Genomic DNA, 6,549 nt, shown 5'->3' with positions numbered 1-6,549 from the left:
AATCATATACTCTGGTAACTTGGCTTTCAGGAATTGCCGCAGTTCAGTAACATTAAGTGAATTTTGCTCTTTTGGAGTGGAAATAATCTCTATTTTGGGAATAATATAGGCGACTAAACGTTTCTGATTTGTCTCATCTTCTTGGGCAATTACAACAGCCGTTTTTACTGCATTGTGCTGACTAAGAACGGTTTCAATTTCTCCCAATTCAATGCGAAAACCCCGAATTTTTACTTGATTGTCAATCCGTCCTAAATATTCGATTTTACCATCGGGTAAATACCGACATAAATCTCCCGTTTTATATAATTTTGACGGCTCATTGCCCCCCTTATTAAGGGGCGTTGGGGGGATCACTTCATCCTTCTCAAAAGGATTAGGAATAAATTTTTCTTGGGTTAATTCGGGACGATTGAGATAACCCCGCGCTAATCCCATACCACCAATATGTAATTCTCCCGGAACACCAATCGGGACAGGTTGCAAATATTCGTCTAAAATATAGGTTTTTACCTTAGCAATGGGACGACCAATCACTGGTTTGAGGTTAGCTGTGATCAAACATATCGTACTATCCACAGTGCATTCTGTCGGTCCATAAACGTTATAGAAATTAATGTTTTCAGCCTTGGCCAAAGTAGCCCACATAGATTCATCAATGGCTTCTCCTCCCACCAAGACAGATTGAGGATGATTGTCACTTTCTAGCAATCCTACTGAAATTAGTAGCCTCAGTTGCGATGGTGTGCAATCCAATACATCTATTTTTTGCTGCCGCAGGTGGGATAACATGGCATGGCTATCAAATCGCACCTTTTCTGGCACAATGTTCAGGCTATGACCATATATCAGTTGGATAATTTGTTGCACAGAAGCGTCAAAAGCTAAAGAGGCATTGATGCTGACTCGCAATGGGGAAATCTGATGGTGAGCATAGATAGCTTCATGCAGTCCGTGAGCAAGATTGACAACGGAGGAGTGCTGAATCATCACTCCCTTTGGCTTTCCTGTTGAACCTGAAGTGTAGATTGCATAAGCTAAGTTTTCCGGTTGAACTTCACAGCAGGGATTTGATTCCTGTGCTTGAGTGATAAACGACCAGTCAGTATCTAAACAAACGATTTCTGATTGGTGTTTTGGAAGTCCTGCGATTAAATGTTTTTGGGTTAACAGAACTCTAATTTGAGCATCTTGGAGGATATACAGTAAACGCTCAGTTGGATACTCAGGGTCAAGAGGAACATAAGCACCACCCGCTTTTAATATCGCTAATAACCCCACAATCATGTCTAAAGAACGTTCTAGACAAATTCCCACTAATTGCTCAGGTTTTACTCCTAAAGACTGCAAATAATGTGCTAACTGATTAGCTCGACAATTTAACTCATTGTAGGTTAATTGTTGCTCTGAATATACAACTGCTACCGCTTCGGGTGTGCGTTTTACCTGTTCCTCAAATAATTGATGAATACACTTATACTCAGGATAGTCAACTTGAGTATTATTCCACTCAATTAATAACTGATTAGTCTCGCTTTCTGTCAGTAAGGGTAATTGACTAATTGCTTGTTCTGGATTAGCAATAATCCCGGTTAATAGGTTAACAAAATGCCCTGATAGTCGCTCAATTGTGCTTTTGTCAAACAGATCTGTATTATATTCCCAAATCGCAGTTAATCCAGCTTCTTTTACCTGTATAGATAAACTTAAGTCAAACTTAGCTGTCTTAAATTCCAAAGGCTGATGAGTGGCTTTTATTCCTTCTAAAGCTATTTCATTGATAGGTTCATTATCTAAGCCAAACATTACCTGAAATAAAGGAGTATAACTCATATTTCTTTCAGGTTGTAGAGCCTCTACTAACATCTCAAAAGGTAAATCTTGATGGTCGTAAGCATCCGTTGCTGTCTCTCGTACCTGTTTTAATAACTCGCTAAAACTGGGATTTCCTGCTAAATCTGTTCTTAAGACTAAGGTATTGACAAAAAAGCCGATTAACCCAGCTAATTCACTACGAGTACGGTTAGCGATGGGAGTACCGACTAAAATGTCTGTTTGTCCTGTGTAACGATAGAGTAGAGTCTGAAATGCGGTCAGGAGGGTCATAAATAAGGTGACACCTTTTTCCCGACTCAGCTTATTTAACCCTTGACTAAGTTCTGGAGAAAGGTTACATTTTATCCGATCTCCCTGAAAACTTTGTTGTAGAGGACGGGGATAATCCGTAGGTAGATGTAATAAAGCGGGTGCTGCTGCTAACTGTTTTTGCCAGTAATTTAACTGATTTTCTCGGATTTCTCCCCGTAAATATTCCCTTTGCCAAATTGCAAAATCTGCATACTGGATTGGTAACTCTTGTAAAAGAGGTTCTAAACCTTTAGTATAGGCATTATAAAGGGTTGTCAATTCCTCAATAAATACCCCCATTGACCAACCATCAGAGACAATATGGTGCAGACAAATCAGCAAAAAATGTTCTGTGTCTGATAACTTAAGTAGGGTGGCTCTAATTAGGGAGTCATTGGCTAAATCAAAAGGTTGATGGCTGTGAATTTCTAGCCATTTTTTTATTTCCTGCTCTTCTCGATATTTTGGGCTGTCTTTCCCATTGACAAGCGTTAATTGCCAATTACTTTCTGGTTTAATTACTTGTACAGGATTTCCCTCAACCGTGGCGAAATTTGTGCGGAGGGACTCATGGCGCTGAATAATTTCTTGTAGGCTTTTTTCGAGGACATCTACCTGGAGATTTCCTGCTAAATGCAAGGCCAGGGAAATATTATAAAAGGGACTGTTTGGTTCTAATTGGTCTAAGAACCATAAACGCTGTTGGGCATAAGATAGGGGTAATTCTTCAAAATTCATTTTCTTTTTCTTGGTAAAATAGCTGGAATAATGGTATCGGATTTTTCCTGTTTTAACTGTTCAATCCCTTGGGCTAATTCTGCTAGTGTGGCTGAGTTTAATAACTGACGTAAGGGAAGTTCAACTTTCAAGCGATCACGGATCTGTGCTACTAATTTAGTGGCTAGTAGGGAATGGCCTCCCAGTTCAAAGAAGTTATCATTTATACCCACTTTCTCGACTTTTAGCACTTCTGACCAAACAGTTACTAATATATCCTCGATCGGGTTACGCGGAGCAGCATATTTGTCTGATGCTTCACTACTAGATTCTGGTGGGGGTAAAGCTCGACTATCTATTTTTCCATTAGCAGTAAGGGGTAAGGCATCTAAAATAACGAAAGCATTAGGTATCATGTAACCGGGTAATTGAGCTTTCAGGAATTGCCGTATTTCGTTAATGGTAATCGTTTTTTCCGATTGTGGCACAATGTAGGCCACAAGACGCTTATCTCCTGTTGCATCATCCCTCACTATTACTACTGTTTCCCAAATCTGGGGATGAGATGCTAATAATGCTTCGATTTCCCCCAACTCAATCCGAAAACCCCGAATCTTAACTTGATTGTCAATGCGTCCTAAATATTCAATATTACCATCGGGTAAATAACGCCCTAAGTCTCCCGTTTTATATAATTTTGACGGCTCATTGCCCCCCTTATTAAGGGGGGTTGGGGGGATCACTTCATCCTTCTCAAAAGGACTAGAAATAAACCTTTCTTTGGTCAATTCAGGACGATTGAGATAACCTTTTGTTACTCCGGCACCCCCCACATACATCTCCCCAGGTACACCAACCGGTACAAGTTGTAAATGTTGGTCTAGTAAATACACCTGTAAGTCGGGAATGGGACGACCAATCACACTAGCTGTACTATCCAAGTCGTTCATACTTAATGGTCGATAGGTCACATGAACCGTAGTTTCTGTAATTCCGTACATATTAACTAATTGGGGGCATTGGTCGCCATGGCGCTGAAACCAAGGTTGTAAGCTGTTAATTTCTAAAGCTTCTCCTCCAAAAATAACTAAACGTAAGCTTAAATCGTTATCTGTTGTCGATGAACGATCCCCCCTTGATAAGGGAAAACTTCCTTTTAAGGATTCTTCAGCTTGAATTAACTGACGGAAAGCGGTAGGAGTTTGATTGAGAATTGTGACTTTTTCTTGACACAATAGCTGATAAAATGCTTCGGGAGAACGGGTCACTAAGTAGGGGACAACTACCAAGCGTCCACCATATAACAAAGCTCCCCACATTTCCCACACCGAAAAGTCAAAAGCGTAGGAATGAAATAGACTCCAGACATCTTGACTACTAAAATTATACCAAGCATCTGTAGCGGCAAATAATCGCACGACATTGGAGTGATTGACTAAAACGCCTTTCGGTTTCCCTGTGGAACCGGATGTATAGATAATATAGATTAAATTCTCTGGTTTTGCTACGCTTTCGGGGTTTGAGGTGATATTTTGAGCGATTTTTTCCCATTCTGTATCTAAACAGATAAGTTGTGCTTGATGTTCAGGAATAGACTTGACTAATTTTGCTTGAGTTACTAACACTTTTACCTGAGAGTCTTCTAACATGAAGCTCAGGCGTTCTTGGGGATACTCAGGATCAAGAGGTACATAAGCACCACCCGCTTTTAATATCCCCAATAATCCGACCATCATCTCTAAGGAACGCTCAACACAAATTCCGGCTAAAGTATCGGGTTTTACGCCTAATTTCCGCAAATAATGGGCTAATTGATTAGCACGATTATTTAATTCTCGATAAGTTAAGGATTCATTTTCATAAGTTACTGCTACAGCATTAGGAGTCCGTTCCACCTGTTCCTCAAACAATTGATGAATACACTTATTAGCAGGGTAATCTACCTCAGTATTATTCCAGTCAATTAATAACTGTTGTTGTTCAACTTTAGTTAACAAAGGTAATTGAGAAACTCTCTCACTCGGATTAGTAATAATCCCCTCAAGTAGAGTCAGAAAATGACCGTTCATTTTCTCAATAGTCTCGCTATTAAATAGGTCAGTATTATATACCCAAACCCCCATTAATCCCGTCTCTGTATTTTGCATTGATAGGGTTAAATCAAACTTAGCTGTTTCACCTTCTAAGGGTAAAGAATCAATAGTTAAATCCATTAGTTCTATTTTAGATAGGGGAGTATTTTCAAGCGCAAACATCACCTGAAACAAGGGTGTATGACTAAGATTTCTCTCTGGTTGTAACGCTTCTACTAACATTTCAAAGGGTAAATCTTGATGAGCATAAGCACCTAAAGACATTTCTCTCACTCTCATCAATAATTCCTGAAAACTGGGATTTTCTGAACAGTCAGTCCGCATTACTAAGGTGTTCACAAAAAAGCCTATTAAACTCTCTATTTCACGACGGTTACGGTTAGCTATAGGTGTGCCTATTAAGATGTCTGATTGTCCTGTATAACGATAAAGTAATATTCCATAGGCTGCTAACAATGTCATAAACATTGTTACCCCTTGTTGCTGACTTAATTCTGTTAGCTTTTGGGTGAGTTCAAGGGATAGTTGGAACTCTTGATGTGCCCCAGTAAATGTTTGGACTGCTGGACGAGGTTTATCTGTTGGTAGTGGTAAGAAAGTTGGTGCGTCTGCTAGTTGTTTTTTCCAATAATTTAATTGGTTTTCTAGGACTTCTCCCTGCAACCATTGTCTTTGCCAAATTGCAAAATCAGCGTACTGAATTGGTAGGGGTTTTAAGGGTGAAGGTTGACCTTGATTAACAGCATTATATAACGCTGTTAATTCTTCAATCAATACACCCATTGACCAACCATCACTAATAACATGGTGCAGACATAATAATAACCAATATTCGTTATTATTCAGCAGGATTAAGGTGGCTCTTACTAATGCTTCTTTACCTAAATCAAAGGTTTTAAATGCTTGTTCTTTGACTAATTTTTTGGCAGCAATTTCTTGTTCTTTTGGGGATAAATGCTGCAAGTCAATTACTGATACAGCCCAATTTGTTACTGTTTGAATAACTTGATTTGGTTGTCCATTAACGGTAATAAAGTTGGTTCTTAATGCTTCGTGACGTTGAATAATTTCCTCTAAACTTTGTGTTAAAGCAGATTGATTAAGATGACCTTGCAAACGTAAAGCTACAGGAATATTATAGAAAGCACTATTAGGTTCTAATTGGTCTAAAAACCAGAGACGAGTTTGAGCGTAAGACAACAATAATTCAGATTGTTCACCCCTTGGTAATATGGGGGGTGCGGATAGGGTTAAATCCTGTTGCTGTAATTGTTGAATTTGTTGGGATAATTCTTCAATTGTTGGTGCTGTAAATAGACTCCTTAAGGGAATTTCTATTGAGAAATTAGTGCGAATGCGGGAAATGAGTTGAGTAGCTAATAATGAGTGTCCTCCTAGTTCAAAGAAGTTATGATTAATGCTTACTTGTTTGACTTTTAAAACTTCAGACCAAATTGTTACCAGTATTTCTTCAATTGGGTTACGCGGCGCAATATACTGCTCTTGGCTTTGGAATTCGGGAGCCGGTAAAGCACGGTAATCAGTCTTACCATTAGGTGTTAAGGGTAGGGATTCCAAAATGACAAAGGCACTAGGAATCATATACTCTGGT

2 protein-coding genes are annotated in these 6,549 nt (G+C 39.2%); both read right to left on the bottom strand.

The features are described 5' to 3' along the window. Nucleotides 1–2,865, bottom strand: a 2,865-nt coding sequence (locus O9290_RS03580) for a non-ribosomal peptide synthetase (RefSeq protein WP_288056666.1), incomplete at its 3' end; no start/stop codon positions are given. Continuing rightward, the coding region (locus O9290_RS03575) for a non-ribosomal peptide synthetase (RefSeq protein ID WP_288086713.1) at nucleotides 2,862–6,549 on the bottom strand (3,688 nt) is incomplete at its 5' end. The genes O9290_RS03575 and O9290_RS03580, both read right to left, overlap by 4 nt.

This window comes from Microcystis sp. LE19-41.2A (assembly GCF_027530405.1).
In the GTDB taxonomy this organism is placed as follows: domain Bacteria; phylum Cyanobacteriota; class Cyanobacteriia; order Cyanobacteriales; family Microcystaceae; genus Microcystis; species Microcystis aeruginosa.
Note: the sequence above shows the minus strand (reverse complement) of the source record. Positions and strands in the feature narration are given on the sequence as shown.